Annotated in this window: 17 protein-coding genes and 2 pseudogenes; 9 read left to right on the forward strand and 10 right to left on the reverse strand. The window is 63.9% G+C overall.

Annotated elements, in window-relative coordinates:
- Positions 1-13 precede the first annotated feature (13 nt).
- The 4 genes from KY379_RS22205 to KY379_RS22220 all read left to right on the forward strand — a co-directional run bounded on the left by KY379_RS22205 (position 14) and on the right by KY379_RS22220 (position 4930).
- On the forward strand, positions 14-940 hold the full coding sequence (locus tag KY379_RS22205) for a 4-hydroxyproline epimerase (protein ID WP_261241447.1): 927 nt from the start codon (positions 14-16) through the stop codon (positions 938-940).
- A 42-nt stretch (positions 941-982) separates the two neighbouring features.
- Positions 983-1930, forward strand: coding sequence for a dihydrodipicolinate synthase family protein (locus tag KY379_RS22210; protein WP_133327973.1), 948 nt, complete (start codon positions 983-985; stop codon positions 1928-1930).
- A 168-nt stretch (positions 1931-2098) separates the two neighbouring features.
- Positions 2099-3676, forward strand: coding sequence for an aldehyde dehydrogenase (NADP(+)) (locus KY379_RS22215; protein ID WP_261241448.1), 1578 nt, complete (start codon positions 2099-2101; stop codon positions 3674-3676).
- 3 nt (positions 3677-3679) lie between these two features.
- Positions 3680-4930, forward strand: coding sequence for an NAD(P)/FAD-dependent oxidoreductase (locus KY379_RS22220; RefSeq protein ID WP_133327969.1), 1251 nt, complete (start codon positions 3680-3682; stop codon positions 4928-4930).
- A gap of 30 nt (positions 4931-4960) precedes the next feature.
- On the opposite strand, the gene xenA is transcribed toward KY379_RS22220, so the two are convergent.
- Positions 4961-6052: a xenobiotic reductase XenA gene (gene xenA / locus KY379_RS22225; protein ID WP_133327967.1), complete on the reverse strand. Its 1092-nt coding sequence runs from the start codon at positions 6050-6052 to the stop codon at positions 4961-4963.
- A 50-nt stretch (positions 6053-6102) separates the two neighbouring features.
- Between xenA and KY379_RS22230 the strand changes: the two genes are divergently transcribed.
- On the forward strand, positions 6103-6438 hold the full coding sequence (locus KY379_RS22230; protein ID WP_133327965.1) for an ArsR/SmtB family transcription factor: 336 nt from the start codon (positions 6103-6105) through the stop codon (positions 6436-6438).
- Between the two features lie 93 nt (positions 6439-6531).
- On the opposite strand, the gene mqo is transcribed toward KY379_RS22230, so the two are convergent.
- Positions 6532-8169 (reverse strand): malate dehydrogenase (quinone), encoded by a 1638-nt coding sequence (mqo, locus tag KY379_RS22235; RefSeq protein ID WP_165976058.1) that lies wholly within the window; start codon positions 8167-8169, stop codon positions 6532-6534.
- A 322-nt stretch (positions 8170-8491) separates the two neighbouring features.
- Here mqo and KY379_RS22240 point away from each other — a divergent pair, with 322 nt between their 5' ends.
- The 4 genes from KY379_RS22240 (at position 8492) to KY379_RS22255 (ending at position 13291) form a co-directional block, all read left to right on the forward strand.
- On the forward strand, positions 8492-9031 hold the full coding sequence (locus KY379_RS22240; RefSeq protein WP_261241449.1) for a sigma-70 family RNA polymerase sigma factor: 540 nt from the start codon (positions 8492-8494) through the stop codon (positions 9029-9031).
- Positions 9032-9035: 4 nt separating this feature from the next.
- Entirely contained in the window at positions 9036-10001 is a 966-nt protein-coding gene (locus KY379_RS22245) for a FecR domain-containing protein (protein ID WP_261241450.1), read from the forward strand.
- Positions 10002-10109: 108 nt separating this feature from the next.
- Complete coding sequence (locus KY379_RS22250) at positions 10110-12551, forward strand: TonB-dependent siderophore receptor (protein WP_133327957.1); 2442 nt, start codon at positions 10110-10112, stop codon at positions 12549-12551.
- Positions 12552-12673: 122 nt separating this feature from the next.
- Positions 12674-13291, forward strand: a complete 618-nt coding sequence (locus tag KY379_RS22255; protein WP_133327955.1) for a LysE family transporter — start codon at positions 12674-12676, stop codon at positions 13289-13291.
- Between the two features lie 29 nt (positions 13292-13320).
- Here KY379_RS22255 and KY379_RS27485 read toward each other — a convergent pair whose 3' ends face one another.
- The 8 genes and pseudogenes from KY379_RS27485 to KY379_RS22290 all read right to left on the reverse strand — a co-directional run bounded on the left by KY379_RS27485 (position 13321) and on the right by KY379_RS22290 (position 21213).
- Positions 13321-13878, reverse strand: a complete 558-nt coding sequence (locus KY379_RS27485; RefSeq protein ID WP_409977292.1) for a methyl-accepting chemotaxis protein — start codon at positions 13876-13878, stop codon at positions 13321-13323.
- 312 nt (positions 13879-14190) lie between these two features.
- Positions 14191-15213 (reverse strand): annotated as a pseudogene (locus KY379_RS27490) (cache domain-containing protein); the annotation flags it as partial.
- 59 nt (positions 15214-15272) lie between these two features.
- Positions 15273-15992, reverse strand: coding sequence for an ABC transporter ATP-binding protein (locus KY379_RS22265; protein ID WP_133327951.1), 720 nt, complete (start codon positions 15990-15992; stop codon positions 15273-15275).
- A complete protein-coding gene (locus KY379_RS22270; RefSeq protein ID WP_133327949.1) occupies positions 15989-16789 on the reverse strand; it encodes an ABC transporter ATP-binding protein in 801 nt (266 codons plus the stop codon). The genes KY379_RS22265 and KY379_RS22270 overlap by 4 nt, the downstream gene beginning before the upstream one ends.
- On the reverse strand, positions 16786-17652 hold the full coding sequence (locus KY379_RS22275) for a branched-chain amino acid ABC transporter permease (RefSeq protein WP_196172164.1): 867 nt from the start codon (positions 17650-17652) through the stop codon (positions 16786-16788). Before KY379_RS22275 ends, KY379_RS22270 begins: the two co-directional genes overlap by 4 nt.
- The gene (locus KY379_RS22280; protein WP_196172165.1) at positions 17645-18538 is read right to left on the reverse strand and encodes a branched-chain amino acid ABC transporter permease; all 894 of its coding nucleotides are present in this window, start codon (positions 18536-18538) and stop codon (positions 17645-17647) included. Before KY379_RS22280 ends, KY379_RS22275 begins: the two co-directional genes overlap by 8 nt.
- A gap of 62 nt (positions 18539-18600) precedes the next feature.
- Entirely contained in the window at positions 18601-19719 is a 1119-nt protein-coding gene (locus KY379_RS22285) for an ABC transporter substrate-binding protein (RefSeq protein WP_133327943.1), read from the reverse strand.
- Positions 19720-19911: 192 nt separating this feature from the next.
- Positions 19912-21213 (reverse strand): annotated as a pseudogene (locus KY379_RS22290) (OprD family porin).
- Between the last annotated feature and the right edge of the window lie 187 nt (positions 21214-21400).

Raw genomic sequence — 21400 nt, forward strand, 5'->3', positions numbered from 1 at the left:
AATGGACTCGCCCATGAAACAGATCCATGTCATCGACTCGCATACCGGCGGCGAACCGACCCGTTTGGTGATGAAAGGCTTCCCGGCACTGCACGGGCGGAGCATGGCCGAACAGCGCGACGAGCTGCGCGAACTGCACGACGCCTGGCGCCGCGCCTGCCTGCTGGAACCACGCGGCAACGATGTACTGGTGGGCGCCCTGTACTGCCCACCGGTGTCGGCGGATGCCACCTGCGGCGTGATCTTCTTCAATAACGCCGGCTACCTGAACATGTGCGGCCACGGCACCATCGGGCTGGTCGCCTCGCTGCAGCACCTGGGCCTGATCGAGCCCGGCGAGCACAAGATCGATACCCCGGTCGGCCAGGTCAGCGCCACCCTGCACGAAGACGGCTCAGTGACCGTCGGCAATGTACCGTCCTACCGCTATCGCCAACACGTGGCGGTGGACGTCCCCGGCCATGGCGAGGTCAAGGGCGATATCGCCTGGGGCGGCAACTGGTTCTTCCTGGTGTCCGAGCACGACCAACGTATCGAGCTGGCCAACCGCGAAGCCCTCACCGATTACACCTGGGCCATGCTCAAGGCCCTGGAAAGCCAGGGCATCACCGGCGAGAACGGTGCGCCGATCGACCATATCGAGCTATTCGCCGAAGACCCGCAGGCCGACAGCCGCAACTTCGTCATGTGCCCCGGCAAGGCCTACGACCGCTCGCCGTGCGGCACCGGGACCAGCGCCAAGCTTGCGTGCCTGGCTGCCGACGGCAAGCTCGCCGAAGGCCAGACCTGGGTCCAGGCGAGCATCACGGGTAGCCAGTTCCAGGGCCGCTACACCCGCGATGGCGAACGTATCCGCCCGTTCATCACCGGCCGCGCCTACATGACCGCCGACAGCCAGTTGCTGATCGACGAACAAGATCCCTTCGCCTGGGGCATCTGACCCGGCGTCTTCTCAACCCGAATACCGTTAGGAGTGACAACCATGACCCAGAATATCTTCACTGGCTGCATGCCCGCCTTGATGACGCCCTGCACCGCCGAGCGCAAGCCGGACTTCGACGCCTTGGTACGCAAGGGCCGCGAACTGATCGAGGCCGGCATGAGCGCCGTGGTCTACTGCGGCTCGATGGGCGATTGGCCGCTGCTGACCGAGGCCGAGCGCCAGGAAGGCGTGGCACGCCTGGTGGCTGCCGGCATTCCGACCATCGTCGGCACCGGTGCGGTGAACACCCGTGAGGCGGTATCGCATGCCGCACACGCAGCCCAGGTTGGGGCTGCGGGCTTGATGGTCATCCCCCGCGTGCTCAGCCGCGGCGCCTCGCTGATCGCCCAGAAGCACCATTTCTCGGCCATCCTCGCCGCTGCACCGAAGCTGCCGGCGGTGATCTACAACAGTCCCTACTATGGCTTCGCCACCCGCGCCGACCTGTTCTTCGAACTGCGTCGTGAATACCCGAACCTGATCGGCTTCAAGGAGTTCGGTGGTGGCGCCGACCTGCGCTATGCCGCTGAGCACATCACCTCCAAGGACGACGACGTGACCTTGATGGTCGGTGTCGACACCCAGGTGGTGCATGGTTTCGTCAACTGCAACGCCACCGGCGCCATCACCGGCATCGGCAACGCCCTGCCCCGTGAAGTGCTGCAATTGGTGAGCCTGAGCAAGCAGGCTGCCAAAGGCGATGCCAAGGCCCGTCGTCTGGCGCGTGAACTGGAATCGGCACTGGCGGTACTGTCGTCGTTCGATGAAGGCTGCGACCTGGTGCTGTACTACAAGCACCTGATGGTGCTCAACGGCGACCGCGAGTACAGCCTGCACTTCAACGAAACCGACGCGCTCACCGATGCCCAGCGCAACTATGCCGAGCAGCAGTACGCCCTGTTCCGCACCTGGTACGCCAGCTGGTCGGCAGAGCAGAACCTGGCCTGAGGCAAAAGCACAGGCTCTGTGGGAGCGGGCTTGCCCGCGAAGCAGACACCGCGATGGATGGCACGGGCCTCGCCCGTGTTCTCGGGACACATCGGGTCATCGAACCGCCACTCCCACAGGGTCTGCCTCAGCTTCTAGATCTTCACTTCCGAACTCAAAGGACGCTCCATGACCCTGACAGGCAACCTGCTGATCGGCCAGCGCAGCGTGACCGGCAATCAACCCTCGATCCGCGCCGTCGACCCGACCACCAACCAGCCACTGGAACCCGCCTACCCCGGCGCCAGCGGCGAACACGTGGCCGAGGCCTGCGCGCTGGCGTGGGCAGCTTTCGACAGCTACCGCGAAACCCCACTGGAGCAACGCGCCACCTTCCTCGAGACCATCGCCAGCGAAATCGAAGCGCTTGGCGATACCCTCATCGACCGCGCCGTCGCCGAAAGCGGCCTGCCCAAGGCGCGTATCCAAGGCGAACGCGGCCGCACCTGCACGCAGTTGCGTACCTTCGCCCGTGTGGTACGCGATGGCGAATGGCTCGACGTGCGGGTCGACAACGCCCAGCCGGAGCGCCAGCCCCTGCCCCGCGCCGACCTGCGCCAGCGGCAGGTGGCCCTGGGACCGGTGGCGGTATTCGGCGCCAGCAACTTTCCCCTGGCCTTTTCGGTGGCCGGCGGCGATACCGCTTCGGCCCTGGCGGCCGGCTGCCCGGTAGTGGTCAAGGCCCATGGCGCGCACCCGGGCACCAGCGAACTGGTCGGCCGGGCCGTGGCCCGTGCCGTGCAACGCTGCGGCCTGGCGCAAGGGGTATTTTCGCTCCTCTATGGCGCTGGCACCGCGATCGGCACGGCACTGGTCAGTGACCCACGGATCAAGGCCGTAGGCTTCACCGGCTCGCGCAGCGGCGGTATCGCCTTGAACCAGGTGGCCCAGACGCGGCCGGAGCCGATTCCGGTTTATGCCGAAATGAGCTCGATCAACCCCGTCTTCGTTTTCGACGCCGCACTGCACAACCGTGGCCCAGCTCTGGCGCAGAGCTTCGTCGCTTCGCTGACCCAAGGCGCCGGGCAGTTCTGCACCAACCCTGGCTTGGTCATCGCCCGCCAGGGCGCCGCCTTGCAGGGCTTTATCGAGGCCGCCGGCCAGCACCTGCGCCAGGCGCCCGCTCAAACCATGCTCACGCCCGGTATCTTCAGCGCCTATGAGGCCGGCGTCGCCGACCTGGCCGGCAACCCCAACGCCACGAGCGCAGCCAGTGGCCAGCCAGCGCACGGCCCGAACCAAGGCCAGGCGCAGTTGTTCACGACCCATGCCGACGCTTTTCTCGCCGACCCTGCGCTTCAGGCCGAGGTGTTCGGCGCCGCATCGCTGGTGGTGGCCTGCGCCAGCGATGAGCAAGTCCGCCAGGTGGCCGAGCACCTGGAGGGCCAGTTGACCGCCACGCTGCACCTGGACGAAGGCGATATCGAGCAGGCCCGCGGCCTGTTGCCGATACTGGAACGCAAGGCCGGGCGGCTCCTGGTCAACGGCTGGCCCACCGGCGTCGAAGTGTGCGATGCGATGGTCCACGGCGGGCCGTTCCCGGCCACCTCCGACGCCCGCAGCACCTCGGTGGGCACCGCAGCGATCCTGCGCTTCCTGCGTCCGGTGTGCTACCAGGATTTCCCCGATGCCCTGCTACCCACCGCCCTTCGACAGGACAACCCGCTGCACGTGCGGCGTCTGCTCGATGGCCAAAGGGAAGCCTGAACCATGGCCGATGCCCCGTTAGATACCGATGTCGCCGTGGTAGGCGCCGGCATTGTCGGCGTCGCCTGCGCCCTGCAACTGGCCCGTCAGGGACGTCGGGTACTGCTGATCGATCGCAATGAGCCTGGCCAGGGCGCGTCCTATGGCAACGCCGGACACCTGGCCACCGAGCAGGTGTTCCCGATCGCCGATCTGTCGATCCTCAAGCGCCTGCCACGCATGCTGCTCGACCCCATGGGCCCGCTGCGTCTGGACTGGAAATACCTGCCCAAGGCCATGCCCTGGTTCGTCCGGCTACTGCTCAACCTGCGCCCGGCGCCGTTCCAACGCAGCGTGGCAGGCATCCGCGCGCTGAACGAAGGCAGCCTTGGGGCTTGGCAGCAACTGCTCGAATCAATCGGGCACAGCGCATTGTTCAAGGAAGACGGCTCGCTGCTGGTATTCGAAAAGCCTGCGTCGCGCCCAGTGCTCGAGGCCCTGGCTGCGCGCATGCAAAGGCAGAATGTCGCGGTGGATCTGTGGTCGGCCGAGAGCGTGCGGGCAGCCGCCCCTCAGTTGAACCCGGCCTTGCTCGGCGGGCTGTTCTTCCCCGGCACCGGACACTTCATCGACCCGTACCGCGTCGTCTGCGAAGTGTTCGAGGCGGCCAAGGCCAGTGGGGTACGTTTCATCCGCGCCGAGGTCGACGGCGGCCAGCCCAACGCAGCCGGCGTCAGCCTCACCAGCAGCCAGGGCAGATTCCAGGCGCGCCAGGTGCTGGTCAGCTGTGGCGCTCATTCGGCACGACTGACGGCGGCGCTGACTGGTAAGCACGTGCCACTGGATACCGAGCGAGGCTATCACCTGATGTTGCCGGCTGAGCATCAGCGCTTGCCGTTCGCCGTCACGTCACTGGAGCGCAAGTTCATCATGACGCCGATGGCCGAGGGCCTGCGCCTGGCCGGCACGGTGGAGTTCGCTGGGTTGGACGCAGCGCCGAGCATGCAACGGGCTTGGCAGTTGCACCGATTGAGCACGGGGTTGTTCCGCGATGAACTGAGCACCGAGGGCGCAACGCCGTGGATGGGCTTCAGGCCGTCGCTGCCGGATTCTCTGCCAGTGATCGACCGGGTCTGTGATGGCCGTGTGCTGCTCGCGTTCGGGCATCAGCATCTGGGGCTGACCCAGGCGGCGGTGACGGCGCAATGGGTGGGGCGTTTGGCGGAGCAGTCCGCAGGGCCCGAGATGCAGGCCTACCGGCTGGATCGGTTTTGAGCGCGGGGCCGCTGTGCGGCCCCGAGCACCTCAGCGATAACGCTCGAGCCAGTGGGCGTAAGGTGCCGGCAAGGTCCAGGAAGCCTTTTCCACACCCAACTCCTTGGCTGCGAAATACGCCCAGTGCGGATCGGCCAGGTGTGCCCGGCCCACCGACACCAGATCGAGCTGGTTGGCCTGCAGCGCACCTTCTGCCAGTTGCGGGGTGCCAAAGCCCCAGGCCGAAGTCACCGGCAAGCCCGCTTCGCGGCGCACGCGCTCGGCAATCGGCCCCATGAATGCCGGGCCCCACGGGATGTTGGTGTCGGGGATGGTGAACCCGACACTGACGCTCAGCAGGTCAAGCCCGCCGGCCTTGAAGCGACGAGCCAGTTCGATCGACTCCTGCAGGGTCTGCTCGTCGCGACCGTCGTACTCCAACACACCGAAACGGGCAGTCAGCGGCAGGTTCTCTGGCCAGACTTCGCGCACGGCAGCGAGCGTTTCGAGGAGGAAGCGGCTGCGGTTGTCGAAGCTGCCACCGTAGGCATCGGTACGCTTGTTGGAGTGCTCGGAGAAAAAGCTCTGGCCCAGGTAACCATGGGCGAAATGCAGTTCGATCCATTCGAAACCGGCATCGCGGGCACGGCGTGCGGCATCGACGAAATCCTGTTTGACCCGGGCGATATCGTCCAAGGTCATCTCACGCGGCACTTTCGGCAGGTGGGCACCAAAGGCGATGGCCGAAGGCGCGATGGTGTCCCAGCCACGGGCATCGTCAGCGGCGATGTGGTCATCACCTTCCCAGGGACGATTGGCGCTGGCCTTGCGCCCGGCGTGGGCGATCTGGATGCCCGGTACCGAACCGGCAGCCTTGATGGCCTGCACCACGGGGACGAAGGCCTGGGCATGGGCATCGCTCCAGATGCCGGCGCAGCCGGGAGTGATGCGCCCTTCCGGCGCCACCGCAGTGGCCTCCACCACCAGCAACCCGGCACCGCCACGGGCCAGGCCGGCCAGGTGCACGTGGTGCCAATCGTTGATCATGCCGTCCTCGGCCATGTATTGGCACATCGGGGGAATGGCGATGCGGTTGCGCAGGGTGACGTCCTTGAGGGTGTAGGGTTCGAACAGTACGGACATGGGCAAGCTCCCGGTTGGCTTGAATACGATAGTTCGATCATAATCGAACTATGGCAATAATGGAAACCCTCGTTATCATGTCGACCATGCGAGCCTACAAACATCCCAATCCTGAAGACCTGCTACTCGAACGCGTGCTCTACGCCTTGAGCGACCCGGTGCGCCTGGGTATCGTCCGCCACCTGGCCGGCGTGACCGAGGCCAGCTGCGGCGAGCTGGACGGTGGTCGACCGAAGTCGAGCATGTCCCATCATTTTCGCGTGTTGCGTGACGCGGGGCTGGTGCATACCCGCAATGTCGGCACCACGCACATGAACTCCTTGCGCAGCGAAATGCTCGAGGAGCGCTTTCCGGGTTTGCTCGACTGCATTCTGCGTCAGCGCTGATGCCTGTTCCGGCCACGGCCAGCTCATCGATTTTCAGCCAACAAAAAAGCCACGAGGTCACCCCCGTGGCTTTCGATCACAACCGGTCGCCGCTTACAGCGCCATGTCGTTTTCAGGGTTGCTTTCAACCGGCTTGCTCAGATCGGTGCTGGTGCCGACGCTCTGGTCGATCACCGGCGGCTTCTGCAGCTGCAACACTTCGGCAGTGTAGTTCCACTCTTTCTGGGTGGCCGCTGCCGAGTCGTTCAGCTTGGTGCCGTAGCTCGGTACGATTTCCTTGATCTTGGCCTGCCACTCTGGAGTCGCGACCTTCTCCTTGAACACGGTTTCCAGCACGTTCAGCATGATCGGCGCGGCAGTCGAGGCACCTGGCGAAGCGCCCAGCAGGCCGGCGATGGTGCGGTCCTGCGAGGCCACCACTTCGGTACCCAGCTTCAGCACGCCGCCCTTCTCTGCGTCACGTTTGATGATCTGCACACGCTGGCCCGCCTGCCACAGCTTCCAGTCTTCCTTCTTGGCGTTCGGGAAGTAGGTGCGCAGCGCCTCGAAGCGGTCGTCATCCGACAGCATCAGCTGGCCGGCGAGGTACTCCACCAGCGGGTACTGGTCGATACCGACCTTGGTCATCGGCCACACGTTGTGCAGGGTGGTGCTGCCAAGCAGGTCGAAGTACGAACCGTTCTTCAGGAACTTGGTCGAGAAGGTGGCGAATGGCCCGAACAGAATCACGCGCTTGCCATCGAGCACGCGGGTATCGAGGTGCGGAACCGACATGGGTGGCGCACCGGTCGAGGCGATGCCGTAGGCTTTGGCCATGTGCTGCATGGCGATGGTCGGGTTCTCGGTGACCAGGAACGAGCCACCTACCGGGAAGCCTGCGTACTCCTTGGCTTCCGGAATGCCGGACTTCTGCAGCAGCTTCAGCGCGCCGCCACCGGCACCGATGAACAGGAACTTGGCGTCGGTGGCATGCTCGGTGCCATCCTTCAGGTTCTTGTACTCGACGTGCCAAGAGCCGTCTTCGTTGCGGCTGATGTCCTGCACTTCGCTGGAGAGCTTCAGGTCGAAGTTCTTTTGAGTCTGCAGGTGGCCGACGAACTGGCGGGTGATCTCACCGAAGTTGACGTCTGTGCCGATCGGCGTCCAGGTCACCGCGAGCTTCTGGTTCGGGTCGCGCCCTTCCATCATCAGCGGGACCCACTTGGCGATCTGCGCGTGGTCCTCGGAGTACTGCATCGGGCGGAACAGCGGGCTGGCCTGCAGCGCGTCGTAGCGCTTCTTGAGGAACTTGATGTTGTCGTCGCCCCACACGAAGCTCATGTGCGGAGTGGTGTTGATGAACGAGTGCGGGTTCTTCAACACGCCCTGGCGAACCTGCCAGGACCAGAACTGACGGGAAATCTGGAAGGCTTCGTTGATCTCGATGGCCTTGGAGATGTTGACGTTGCCGTCTTTGTCTTCCGGGGTGTAGTTCAGCTCGGCCAGCGCGGAGTGGCCGGTACCGGCGTTGTTCCAGCCGTTGGAGCTTTCTTCGGCGACGCCGTCCAGGCGCTCGACCATCTCCATCGACCAGCTCGGCTCCAGCTCGTGCAGCCACACGGCCAGGGTGGAGCTCATGATGCCGCCGCCGACCAGCAGCACATCGACTTTCTTGGTGTCTTCGGCATGCGCCTGCATGAAGCTTGCGGCGACAGCGAGGCCCAGCAAGGTTTTGCCAGCTTTCTTGAACATTGAAAAATCCAGTCAGTAGAACAGGTAGGTGGGCCTGTGGCTGGCCCAAGTGTTTCGTGTTCTTCCGCGCAGGCTTTTTGTGGTCATTGTTCAGCGGCTAGAGAACCAGAAAATGACTCAGGCTTTTGTCGAATTGACCTACAGCGCTGAATCGTTTCGGCGATTGTAACTGAAATGCCAGTACAAACAAATTGCCTGGCCGGGCGCAAGGCGACAGGTTGTCTCATGGCCACGTGCCACTTATCGGGCGATTGCAGTATTGATCAGTCGCCCCTACTATTGCGATCATTTCTCATTCGCACCAGCTATGCGCTTGCGCCGGATGCCCGCCGTGGTCTCGATACCTGAGTTGAACAGCTCCATTCACAGCCTCTACCAGAGCCATTCGCGCTGGTTGCTTGGGTTTCTCCAGCGGCGCCTCGGCAATCGCCCCGATGCCGCCGACCTGGTGCAGGACACATTCGTGCGCATCCTCCATCGACCGCGACAGTTCGACGGCCAGGCAGGTGAGCGCTCGTACCTGGCGACCATCGCCCGCGGCCTGTGCATCGACCATTGGCGCAGGCAGAAACTGGAGCAGGCCTGGCTGGAGCACCTGGCGTTGCAGCCCCCCGCCCTGCAGCCCTCCCCCGAACAACGTGCGCTGATCGTCGAGACCCTGCACGAGGTCGACGCCATGCTGCTGCGCCTGCCGTCCAAGGTCCGCCAGGCTTTCCTTCTAGCCCAGATCGACGGCCTGGGCTACCGCGATATCGCCGCGCACATCGGCGTGAGCGAACGCATGATCAAGAAGTACCTGGCCCAGGCGTTCCTGCATTGCGCCATCCTAGAGGCCGAACTCGACGGCCTGCTGGTGGAGTGACGCCATGACCCGCCAGCCCCCCAGGCTCAGCCACGCAAGCCTCGAACAAGCTGCTCACTGGTACGTGCAACTGCAAGACGAGCACGCCGATGCGCAAGTGCGCACGCAATGGCAACGCTGGCTCGACCAGCACGATGACCACCAGTTGGCCTGGCTGTACGTGCAACGGGTCGGCCAGCGCTTCGCTCCGTTGCAAGGCCCAGGCAACAGTGCCGGGCGAGTGCTGCGCGACCAGGATGCACGGCGCTTCAGCCGCCGCAGCGGGCTCAAGACCTTGCTGGTGCTGGGCGCCAGCTCGCTGCTGGGCTGGCACGCCTGGCGTGGGGCGCCGTTGTCGGGGTGGCGCGCGGACCTGGCCACGGGCATCGGTGAAACCCGAGAAACCCAACTGGCCGATGGCAGCCAGCTGTGGCTGGGCGCACAAAGCGCTGTCGACCTGGAGTTCTCGCCGCTGTCGCGGGTGGTGCACCTGCGCTTCGGTGACATCCTGGTGGAAACCGCACACGACCCTCGGCGGCCGTTCTTCGTCGAGACTACCCAAGGGCGCATGCAAGCCCTAGGGACCCGCTTCAGCGTGTTGCAGCAGGACGAGACCACCCAGCTGAATGTCTATGCCGGCGCCGTCGAGGTGTGTACTGCCCTCAGCGAGCAGCGCTGCGTGGTACAGGCCGGCCAGCAACTCGCGTTCAACGCCCGCGGCTTAGGTGCCATCGGCCCGGCACTTAGCGCGGGGGAGTCCTGGATTCACCGGCGGCTCAATGCCGAGGGCATGCCCCTGGCAGACTTGCTGCAGACCCTGGGGCGCTATCGGCATGGGCATCTTGGCTGGCACCCGGCAGTGGCGCAGCTGTCGGTGATGGGGGCGTTTCCCCTCGACGACACCGACCGTGCGCTGGCATTGCTGCAAGCGGCCTTGCCGATCCGGGTACAGCGATTGACGCCTTGGTGGGTCACTGTGGAGCCCGCGTGAACGGCGGTTCGAGAAAAAATAGCAAACGGCTGGTTCCCTTTTTCCCGTCTCGTTCGGTTTACCTCCCGTAAGCCACATCAACCCACCGTAACGATTCCAGGGATCCGCATGCCGACGCCTTTCCACCCCGCGTTTCGCCTGGCGCTTGCCGCGCCGCTTTCTCTTTGCGCCGCCGCGCCGCTGATGCTGCCGGCATCACCGGCCCTGGCCGAACAGGTAGTTCACGCCGAAACCCTGTTCGACATCGCCCCCGGCTCGCTGGCAGCCGCTCTCAACCAATTCAGCAGCCAGGCCGGCATCTACCTCGCGGGCAGCAACGAACTGGCCGCCGGCAAGAGCAGCCCTGGCCTGCAAGGTCGCTACAGTGTTGTCCAAGGACTGGCCCAACTACTCCAGGGCAGCGGCCTGCAAGCCGTGCCTCAGGGCAACACCGGTTACGTGCTGCATCCGCTCGCCGAAGACAACGCCCTACAACTGGACGCCACCGCCGTCAACGCTGCCGCACTGCTCGCCAGCAACGGTCAGGGTGACAGCGGCTATCGCGCGGTCGCTAGCAGCACCGCCAGCAAGACCAGCAGTGCCTTGGCCGACACGCCGCGCTCGGTCTCGGTGGTGACCCGCCAACGCATGGACGACCAGCAATCGCAAACCCTGACCGAGGTGCTCGGCTACGTGCCGGGGATTTTCTCGCCACCCTTCGCCGGCGGTGATGGGCAGGCGGGTGACCTGTTCTTCATCCGCGGCTTCAATGCCACCGACTATGGCTATGGACTGCTGCGCGACGGCCTGCGCGTGCAAGGCAACCGCTACGACACCAGCAGCGAACCCTATGGCCTGGAGCGGGTGGAGGTGTTCCGCGGCCCGACTTCGATCCTGTATGGCGAAAACGCTCCAGGCGGCGTAGTCAACCTGGTGAGCAAGCGCCCGACCGCCGACCCGCGGGGCGAAGTGCAACTGAGCTACGGCTCGCACAACCGCCGGCAGCTGGGTGTCGATGTGTCTGGGCCCCTGTCCGATTCAGGCAACATCCTCGGCCGTCTGGTGATGATGGGCCGCAAGTCCGACACGCAGATCGACCACCAGCCTGATGACCGCCTGTACCTCGCCCCTTCGCTGACCCTGAACTTCGACGACTTCAACAGCCTGACCGTGCTGGCCACCTACCAGCGCGACCGTACCCTGATGGAGCTCGGCTACCCGGCCGCCGGTACGCTGTTGCACAACCCCAACGGCAAGATCGACAAGGATCAGCTTTCCGGCAACCCGGACTGGGACAATTTCGAGCGTGAAACCTGGAGCCTGGGCTACGAGTTCAGCCATCGTTTCAACGACACCTGGCAATTTCGCCAGAACTCGCGCTACCTGCAGTCGCGCATCGACCGCCAGGAAATGTGGCCGGGCACCCTCGACGAGGGTGGCTTCGGTACCACGCTTACCAACCAGGCCTATGATCGCTACAACAAGTCCATCGCCTACTCCCTGGACAACCAACTCGAAGGCCACTTCACCAGCGGCGCGTTCGAAAACACCGTATTGATGGGTGCAAGCCTGGACCGCACCTCGTTCAACCAGGACTGGGACGCAGGCTTCGGCGGCACCATCGATGTCTTCAACCCGGTCTGGGGTGGCAAGCCGAGCACCCCATTCGCGGTGCAGAACGCCCTGCTCGAACAGACCATGTATGGCCTGTACAGCCAGCTGCAAACCAAGGTGGACAAGTGGGTGTTGCTGCTGGGCGGGCGCCTCGACCGGGTCAACAGCCAATTCCGCAACAAGGCCGGTACCCTCAATGCAGAAGCCGACATGGACAGTTGGGACAGCAAGTTCACCTGGCAGACCGGGGTGATGTACCAGTTCGAAAACGGCCTGTCGCCGTACTTCAGTTATTCCACGGCCTTTGCGCCGACCCAGCAGATCGAAAGTAGCAGCGGGCCGCTCGATCCGACCACCAGCGAACAGTACGAAGTGGGTATCAAGTACGAGCCCAAAGGCTGGAACACCACCGTCACCGCTTCGGTGTACGACCTGCGCAAGAAGGACGATGTGCTGTTCGACTCGGCCGTGGGCGATTACCGCCAGATCGGCGCCAGCCGCTCCAAAGGCGTGGAACTGGAACTGAACAGCGACATCACTGAAAACCTCAACCTCACCGCCGCCTACACTTACACGGATTCGCGCATCACCAAGGACGTGGCCGGGTCGCTGTACGAGGACCATCAGATGACCGGCGTGCCGCGCAACCAGGCGTCGGTATGGAGCACCTACCGATTCCGCGACGGCTTGCTCAAGGGGCTCCAGATCGGTGGCGGCGTGCGTCACTTCGACAGCACTTTCGCCTACACACCTGCAACCCTGTACGGCACGCTCGACACCGGCGACGTGACCCTGGTGGACGCCAAGGTCGGCTACGAGATCGACGAGAACTGGTCGGTGGAGGTCAATGCACGCAACCTGTTCGACAAGGAGTACGTGGCCGGCTGCAACAATGCCGGACGTTGTTACTGGGGCGAGGAGCGCACGCTGCTAGGGACCGTTTCGCTGCACTGGTAACCGGTCACTCGCGCAGCAACTACCTAAAGTGCGACAGCCCCCATGAATCATGGCTTGTGGCCTGACGGGCAACCGAAAGCACGATAATCTAGGTGCTTTCGCACTGCCCTACAGGAGTTTCCATGCTCGGCGTCACCGACTACGGCGCGTTCGTCATTGCCTTCATCATCGTCCTGGCCATTCCTGGCCCAGGCAACTTCGCCCTGATCACCGCCACCGGCAAGGGCGGTATCAAGGCTGGCATGGCCGCGACCTGTGGGGTGATCCTCGGTGACCAGGTGCTGTTGTGGCTGGCGGTGGCTGGCGTGGCAACCTTGCTCGCCGCCTACCCTGCCGCGTTCCACGTGGTGCAATGGGCCGGCGCGGCCTACCTGGCGTACCTGGGCCTGCGCATGCTGCTGAGCAAGCCGGGCGGCGCACCGCGCGCCAGCCGCATGGACCACGGCCATTACTTGCGCCAGACGATGATGATCACCTTGCTCAACCCCAAGGCGATCATGTTCTACATGGCGTTCTTTCCCCTGTTCGTCGATCCGGTCAAGCACCAAGGGTTGGTGACCTTCGGCTTCCTGGCCCTGACAGTGGCCGTGGTGACCTTCTTGTACGGGCTGCTCGCCGTGGTGCTGACCCACCTGTTGGCCGAACGCATGCGCGCCAACCCACGCATTGCGAACCTGTTCGAGCGGCTGGCGGGGGTATGCCTGCTGGGGTTTGGCATCAAGCTGGTGGCGATGCGCTGAGGCATTCCCTCGGGAATGGTATTCGGCGTTCAGCCACGCTGCACGATGCGGAAACTGTCCACCAGGCGGCGCAACTGCGCCGAGCGCCCGTCCAAGCGCTCGCACACCTGCAACGCCTGCTGCTGGCTGGCCTGCACCTGTTGATTGAGCGTCGAAATCTCGCCCACCTCGCGACTGATCGACTCGACTACCGTCCGTTGCTGCTCGGTAGCGGCAGCCACTGACTGGTTCATCTCGTCGATATCGACCAGACGCCCGATCACCGTGCCGATACCGTCGCAGGCCTGCGCGATGACCGCCACGCTGCTCTGGGCATGGGCGTGACTGGCGACCATCGCGGCAACCGACTCACGGGCACCAGCCTGCAAGGCTTCGATCATGGTGTGGATCTCCTGCGCCGAGCCTTGGCTGCGATGGGCCAGTTGTCGCACTTCGTCGGCCACCACGGCGAAACCACGACCAGCCTCCCCGGCCCGCGCGGCCTCGATGGCCGCGTTGAGGGCGAGCAGGTTGGTCTGCTTGGCAATGCCGTGGATGACCTCGAGAATCTGGCCGATGGCCTCAGTCTGGCCACCCAACTGCTCCATGCTGGCCCGGGCGCTGTCGACCTGGGCGGCCAGGGCATCCAGCGCAATCGAGCCCTCACCGAGGATGCGTTGGCCTTGCTCGGCCTGGCTACGCGCCTCGGCACTCTGCAGCGAAACGTTGGCAGCATTGCCGGCGATTTCCTGGGCGGCTGCTCCGAGCTGCTCGATGGCAGCGGCGACACTGTCGCTGCGTTGCACCAGAGCGTCTGACTGGTGCAACGTGCTCTGACTGGCCTGGACCACGCTGCGCGCACCTTCATCGACGCCGACGCTGCCGCTGGCGACCTGGCCGATGGTGCTCTGCATCCGCTCGACGAAGCGGTTGAATGCTTGCGCCAGCAGCGACAGCTCATCACGTCCGGCAGCAGGCAGACGCTGGGTCAGATCGCCTTCGCCTGCAGCGATGTCCTGCATCGCCACGGTCATGTGCAGAAGCGGCTTGAGCAGCAGGCGCAGCAACGCGCCAAGGGCCAGCATGACCAGCAGGACGGAAACCAACATGGCGATCATCGCCGAGCGACTGAAGTCACGCAGGGACTGGTAGGCGAGATCCCGATCGACCGATAGCCCGACGTACCAATCTGCCCCCGGCAGGCCCGCGACCGGAATGAAGGTATCGACACGAGCCCGGCCAGCGACTTGATGTTCCTGCAACTGCCGACTGACCTTGAGCGGCTGCGCCGGGTCCAGTTCATCCAGACGGCGGTTGATCAACTCGGTCTGCGGATGCACCAGGATCTTACCGGCACCGTTGACCAGATAGGCATAACCTTTGCCCTGCAGATCGACACTGCCGATGATCTGCACCAGGGTATCGATAGGCATGCCGGCGCCCACTGCCCCCACCAGTTCACCGGAGCGCACCACGGGGGCAGCGACGGCCATGATCATTTCCTGGGTGGCGGCGTTGACATAGGGCTCGGTCAACACACTGTCGTTGCGTGCCTGTACGCGCTGGTACCAGTCGCGCTGGCGAGCATCGTAGCCGGCAGGCATGTCCTGTTGCGGGCGGATGCTGAAACTGCCATCGGCACGCGCGAGGTAAACCATATTGAACGTACTTTTCAGGACATCCTGGTCGAACGCCTGCTCCACCGCCGCCTCGCCGGTATCGGCCGACAGACGTTGCGCCAGGCTTTCCACCAGCAACACACGGCCACCCAGCCAGTTCTGAATGCTCTCGGCAGACAGCGCACCGACTTCGCGGAGCTGGCTCTGCAGCTCGCGAGCCAGCACGCGCTGCTGCCACAGGTAGTTGAACAAGGTGAACGAGGCGAATGCACTGATCACGACCAGGGCAGCGGCCAGCAGGATCTTGTGGCTGAATTTCATCATCAAACGCTCAAAAATGGACCGCGCAGGCAGCTGCGCGGCCAGACATCCCCACCTGCACGTCAGGCGACCCGACCACCCAGGTACAACTCGCTGACTTGAGGATCGTGCATCAACTCGCGGGCGTTGCCGGTCAACGCCACACTCCCCAGCGACAGCACGTAGGCGCGGTCGGAGATCCGCAGGGCCTCCATCGCGTTCTGCTCCACCATCAGGATGGTCACGCCCTCCTGGGCGCGAATCAGCTCGATGGCTTCGAACACTTCCAGCAAGACCTTTGGCGACAACCCCGCCGAGGGCTCGTCGAGCAGCAGCAGACGCGGCCTCGGCATCAGCGCCCGGGCCAGTGCCAGAATCTGCCGCTCGCCTCCGGACATCGACGCGGCCGGGGCGTTGAATTTCTTCGCCAGAATCGGATACGCCGTGCACAGTTCCTCGATGCGTTGCTGATTGTCCTGCTTGCCCTGATGATGGCCGCCCACGTTGAGGTTCTCGGCAATGGTCAGGTTGGCGAAGACATTGTCGGTCTGTGGCACGAAGCCCAACCGGCAGCGACGGATCTTCTCGTGCACCGGCACCCGCGACACATCACGCCCCTCCAGCAGCACCTGGCCTTGGCGCGGCAGCAGGTAGCCGGCGATGGTCTTGAGCAGGGTGCTCTTGCCACAGCCGTTGGGCCCCAGCAAGGTGACGATTTCCTTCGCCTTGGCCTGCAAGGTCATGCCTCGCAGGATATCCACCTCGGTGCTGTAGCCGGCGACGACGTCCTTCACTTCGATCATGGCGCATTCTCCTCGAGGGCTTGTGGGGTATGGCGACCACCCAGGTAGGCCTGGATCACCCGCTCGTTGGAGGCGAGCTTGTCCGGCTTGCAGCTGGCGACGATCTCCCCCCGGTCGAGCACCACGCAGCGGCTGCAGACATCGCGAATGAAGTGCATGTCGTGCTCCACGATGACCAGCGTCATGCCCTGGCTGTTGAGGCGCTTGAGTGCCTGGACAAGATCACGACGCAGGTTGGGATGCACGCCGGCGGTCGGTTCGTCGAGCAGTACCAGTTCAGGCTCACCCATCAACGCGCAGACGATCCCGAGCAGTTTCTTCTGCCCACCCGACAATGCCGATGCGGGTAGATCGCGTACCGCCCCGAGCAATAAAGCGTCGATCAATCCTTCAGCCTTGATCCGAGCTTCTGCCTCGGCGCGGCGCAGCGCCGGCGTACCCAGCAATGTGGCGAACACGCCGTGCTGAGCGGCGCTGGCCGCCAGCGCCACTTCGAAGACCGACATCTTGGTGGGCATCGATGGCAACTGGAACGTGCGAGCGACACCGTGGCGGACGATCCGGTGAGCGGGCAACCGCTCGATGCGCTGACCGCCCAAGGCGATGACACCGCCATCGACCGCTTCGAAGCCGGTGATGCAGTTGAGCAAGGTGCTTTTGCCCGAGCCGTTGGGACCCAGCAGGCCGACGATTTCGCCTCGCTGCACATCGAAGCTGACGTCACGCAGCACCTGATTGCCGCCAAACGCTTTGGCGACCGAACGCACACTGAGCAGGTTGGTGCGAGAAGCACTCATGCGATCTTCCTTACTTTTTCAGGGATCAGGCCTTCGCTGCGCCACATCAGGCAGGCCAGCAGGATCACACCGATCAAGCCCAGACGCAGGGCACCGGCCAAATCGGAATCGAAGCCCAGGTAGTCCTTGGCGAACGGCACCAGGCTGTAGGCAGCCTGGACCAGCAACACGCCCAGCAACACACCGCGCAGATTGCCCAGCCCGCCGATCATCAACATGGTCCAGAGCAGGAAGGTCTCGGAGGCGAGCAGGTAATCAGGGCCGACATAGCTCATGAAGTGGGCGTACAGCGAACCGGCGATGGCGGTGAGCGCGGCACCGGTCATGATCGCCCGCGACTTCAGCGACGTCAGGTCATAGCCCATGCAAGCCGCCAGTTGCGGCTCCTCGCGCATCAAGCGCAAGGCACGCCCGAAGCGTCCATCGGCCAGACGCCGGCACAGCAGCGTGGCCACGCAAAGCAACGCCAGCATCAGTAACAGGAAGCCGCCGCCCTCGAACAAGGTCGGGATGGCGCCTATTCCCTGGGCACCGCCGGTCAGCCAGCCTTCGTTGGTGGCTACCACGCGTAGGATTTCGGCAATGGCCAGCGTGGCGATACCCCAGTAGTCCGAGGCCAGGCTGCGCCCCAACCGTGCCACGCATGCGCCCAGCGCCATGGCCGCCAGTACGCCGATACTCATGCCCAGCCACGCTGAATAGCCCGCCTGCACGGCGATGCCGGTGGCGTAGGCCCCGAGTCCGGCGAAGGCGATATGGCCGAAGTTGAGCAAGCCGCCATAGCCGGCCTGCAGGTTGAGCCCGAGCGCCATCAGCCCATACAGACTGGCGAAGGTCAGCGCTGAAACGAGGAAATCAAACACGGCGGACCTCCCGATCGAACAAGCCGTAAGGCTTGAACAGCAGTGCCAGCAGCAGGATGAGGAACGCTGCACCACTGATGTACGAGACCGGCAGGAAGGCCATCTCCCGACCCACCAGCCAGCCGAAATCGAGGTTGGTGACCAGGGTCTCGGTCAGGGCGATCAACAACGCGCCTGCGACCGCGCCCAGCGGATTGCCCAAGCCTCCGAGAATGGCCGCGGCGAACACCGGCAGCAGCAGATCATGGCCAAGGTTGATATGGGCGCCGGTCGATAGCGCCAGCAGCCCACCGCCGAGCCCGGCGACGGCGCCGCTGGCGAAGGTGACCATCAGGGTGATGCGCGCAGCATGCAGGCCACAGGCATTGGCCAGTGCCGGATTGCCCGCCAGCGCCCGCATGGCGCGGCCCAGGCGGGTATGGAACAGCGCCACGGTGAACACCGCGAGCAACCCCAGGGTCGTGAAGAAGAAGTACAACTGGGTATGAGTGATACGCGCATCGCCCAGCACCAGCGGCGCCTGTAGCGGCAACTGGAACATGCGCGGGAAGCTACCGGCCCAACCTTGGACGGTCGCGACCAACAGCATGGCGATTGCCAGCGAGCCGATCATGGCGATGGCCGGGCCACTTTTGAGCAGACGCTGGAACACCAGGCGCTGCAACGCCAGAGACAGTGCACCGACCAACAGTGCGGCCCCCAGCAACGCCACGGGCAGCGGCACACCGACCCCATTCAGACCGTAGGTCAGGTACGCGCCGAGCATGGCGTATTGCACATGGGCGATATTGGGAAACTTGACCAGCCCGTATACCAGACTGAGGCCGAAAGCGATCAGCGCCAAGTCGGTTGCCCGAAGCAAGGTATCGATCAGGAACTGCAACATGGAAAGCACTCCGCAAGAGCAGGCAGAAACCGCCCGGCGGACCGGGCGGGTGTGTTGCGTAGTTATCGAGGCACGACCTTGCCGCCGTCGTACTTGAGCTTGGCGTAGGGTGGGTCGATACGCTGACGGCCATCGTCGAAGGCGACCTTGCCGGTCACGCCGTCATAACCCTTGCCCACATCCTTGAGCGCGGCCTGCACGGCAGCCGGGTCGGTGGAACCCGCTTTGTCGATGGCCTTGGCCGTCATCAGCACGGCATCGTAGGCATAACCGGTGTACGAGGTTTTCATGCCCTCCTTGTACTTGGCGGCGAACGCATCGGCGTAGGCCTTGCCGGTCGGACCGACGAAAGAGCCGACTTCCATGCCCAGTTGGCCTTGGGCGATGTTGGCCGGGGTGTCCGACAGGCTCATCGAAAGCAGGATCGCGTACCACGGTTTATCCCGCAGCCCCAGCTCCAGAGCCTCACGGTTGATGACCGCCGATTCCTGGCCATAGGCGGTGTAGATGTAGGCATCCGGTTTGGTCCGGGCGATCTGCTGCAGCTCGCGGCGGTAGGTGGACTGACCCGCGGTGTAGAGGGTCTCGTTGACGATCTTGCCGCCGAGCTTCTCGAACTCCGCACGGAAACCATGGGCTACACCCTGGCCGTAGGCATTGTTCGGAGCCAGGATGGCGACATTCCGAAAGCCCAGGTCCCAGGCGTCCTGGGAGGAGAACTTGTTGCCCTTGTCTTCCAGGCCGATCAGGTTGAACGAACTGCTGCCCAGGTCGCGGACCTTGACGCTGGTGCTGGCGATGTTGATATGCACCACGCCTTCCTTGACCAGGTACTGGCCCATCGGAATGCTGATTCCCGATGAGTACTCACCGATCACCACCGGCACTTTGTCGACACTGACCAGTTTGCGGGCAGCGTTGATGGCGGTCGTGGGGTTGCCGCCGGAGTCCTCGACGATGACTTTGAAGGGTTTGCCGAGCACACCACCGTCGGCGTTGACCTTGTCTTCGGCGAGCTTGACCGCCCGCCGCACATCCTCGCCGACGGTGGCGTTGGGCCCGGTCAGCGACAGCACCGCGCCCATCTGCACAGCATCGGCGGCATGGGCGAATGGTGTCGCCAGCCCGAGGGTGAACAACACGGACATCGAGGTAAGCATGGAGCGGAACTTGAATGGCATAACTGTCTCCTTGGAATGATCGTGACGGCGCGGGCCGTCGCTCACTGCGTCATGCAGCCCCCGGCATTTGCGGGGCAAAACAGCTCAAGTACCGGTGCTCCCCGAGTCGCTCGTGGCGAATCGCAGATGCACCGCTCCGGTCCTCCCGGGGTGCCGGGCGGGGGGAGGATCTGACGTGATCGCGTCGGGTGCTTACCAGATTGGCAAGGTGTAGCTGATGGTCAGGCGGTTGTGGTCGATGTCGCCGAGCACGTCACTGCGCAGCATCCCGTTGCGCCAGGCAACGCCTACGCCCTTGAGTGCGCCGCTCTGCACCACATAGCTGAGCACGATGTCGCGCTCCCATTCCTCGCGGTCGGAACCGACGGCGGTCTTGATCTGGTCGCCTTTGAGCCAGGTGACGCTGGCATTGAGGCCGGGCACGCCCAGGGCGGCGAAGTCATAGGCGTAACCGCCGAGAATGGTGCGCTCACCGGCGTAGGTGAAGTTCTGCACCAGGCTGTCGGTGATGACATAAGTGCTGGCGCCACCGGCCCCTTCGTTGGGCAGGCCTCCCTGGTTGAGCTGGGCAAAAATGCTGTCGTCCGAGACCTGCTGGTAGCCCAGGCTCAAGGCATGGCCACCCAAGGCGTAGGTGAACTTGGCACTCCAGGTGGTGTTGTCCAGCTCACCATCGTTGCCACTGCCGCTGGTGGCCGCCCGATAACCGGCAGCGAGGTCGGCGTTCTTGCCATCGGAGGTGGTGCGGAAGTAGCGCAGGTCGGTCTTCAGCACGCCCGGACCCACCGGCAGGCTGTGCAATGCACCGAGGAAATGCTGGTCGTAGTAGTCCTCGAGGTTGGCAAAGTAGTACTGCAGAGTCAGGTCCTTGATACCCTTGTAGTCACCGCCGACGAAACGGAACTGGTTGCTCTGCTGGGTACCACCGGAGATCGACATTCCGGTGAAGTTACTCGACATCCGTCCAACCACGTGTTCGATCTGGCCACCGGTAAGGGTCAGGTTGTCGATCTCGTTGCTGGTGATCTGTCCACCCTCGAACAGTTGCGGCAGCATCCGGCCATCGTTGGACCAGAGAATCGGCAACTTTGGGGTGAGGATGCCGTAGCGGGCCTCGGTCTTGGAGAGCCGCCAGGTTCATGCAGCCCTCGGTGGGGATGTAGATCGGCTGAAGTTGTCCACCGCCTCCCCGTCGGAGTCGGCCGGGAATATCGACCGTGCCCCGGGTGCATCGAGTTTGACGCCCAAGGTATAGGTGGCATCGGCGCCAAAGCCGACGGCGCCTTGGGTGAACCCTGACTGAACGTTGAGCAAGAACGCCTGCCCCCATTCGTCCTGGGTCTCGGTGTGCGTGTCGCGGAAGTCGTGGTTGAAATAGAAGTTGCGCAGCTCGAGCTTTGCACTGCTGTCTTCGATGAATCCTCCGGCCAGCACCTGCCCGCCGAAGCCCCCCATGGCCGAAAGAATGGCCAGGCTCAATAGTTTTTTCTTCATGTGAAGCGACTCTCCCTTGTGTTTCTTTTTTTTCAGGACGCACTTGTCCACAAGGCAGGCCAGCGTGGCTGCCTGGGTCAAGGATGCGGAGTGGCGACAGGTCAATCCGAAGTGCGAACTCTTCGGTTACTGCATACAGACGTGGCTTGTGGGCCGACTATTTTTCTTAGTGGTCATGGGCACACTA

Origin of the sequence: Pseudomonas sp. HD6422, assembly GCF_025377065.1 — a bacterium.
GTDB lineage: Bacteria > Pseudomonadota > Gammaproteobacteria > Pseudomonadales > Pseudomonadaceae > Aquipseudomonas > Aquipseudomonas putida_U.